The 1,175-nt window shown below is 65.2% G+C and carries 1 pseudogene; it reads left to right on the plus strand.

The window, feature by feature from the left end:
• Positions 1-219 precede the first annotated feature (219 nt).
• A pseudogene (locus AC1DVR_RS23445) lies at positions 220-1,175 on the plus strand (methylase); the annotation flags it as partial.

Below are 1,175 nucleotides of genomic sequence, written 5' to 3' on the forward strand. Positions count from 1 at the left end.
CTTGTAGAGAGAGGCATTGGTGGCCTTGGCACCTCCCGGCGTGCCGCCGGGACCGGGCCCTGGTCCTTCGAACTGGAGCYTGCCGAGGCAGTCTCCACCCATTCGGGCGACTGTCCCTGGCGCGAAGAGGGAAAGGGGAGCCGGGATGGGTCAGGTCCGGCGGGTGAGAGAGAGCGCTGATCGGGCCTGACCCGTTCCCGCTCTCTTGAGGAATTCCCGATGAACGACCTTTCCCCAGCGACCTTGGCGCAAGCGCCGGTCGCTCCGGCTTCCGCCATCTTGGCGGCAGCTGGCCTTTTGTTGCCGTCTCTCGAACGCGGGCAGCGAGTTGACAGTGCGACGCTGCGTGTCGCCATGGAAGCAGCCTTCGGCGCATCCGATGCCTCAGGTCTTTGGGACTGGAAGGCGGGTTATGATGCCTGCGAGGCCGCGACAGTTCTGTTTTTGCGGAAGTACGGCCGCGCGATCTTCCGCCWAGCTGGCGCACCTGCGGCGCGGCTGGCAGCGCTGTCGAGAATCTCCGGCCTCCTGCCCAGCCACACGCGCCGCTCCGAGGAAAGTCAGGCGCTGCAGCAGTTCTCCACGCCGATCCCGCTCGGGTTCGCTGCGCTGACCGCTGCCGCGATTGGACCCGACGATATGGTGCTTGAGCCTTCGGCAGGCACTGGCCTCCTGGCCATTCTCGCCGAAATCTCCGGCGGCAAGCTGATCCTCAACGAGTTGGCCGATACCCGAGCCGATCTCCTCTCCTCCCTCTTCCCGGCCCTTTCTGTCAGTCGCTTCGATGAGGCACAGATCCATGACCATCTCGATCCCCTCGTGGTGCCTTCGGTCGCCCTGATGAACCCGCCTTTTTCCGCAATAGCGAATGTCACCGGCAAAGTTCAGGACGCAGCCGTCCGGCACATCGCTTCCGCGCTCTCGCGCCTAGCTCCCAGTGGGCGGCTGGTCACTATCACCGGCGCGGGCTTTGGCCCCGACATGCCTGCTTGGCGCGATGCCTTTGTCCGACTGCAGGAACTGGGGCAGGTTGTGTTCTCGGCGGCGATCGACGGCTCGGTCTATGCGCGCCATGGCACGACGTTTCCGACACGGTTGACCGTGATCGACAAGGTCCCTGCCGGCGATCCCACGTGCTTCCCGGTCTTTCCGGGCATGGCACCTGACGTCGCCAC

It is taken from the genome of Rhodobacter sp. P2_H5, from assembly GCF_056403335.1.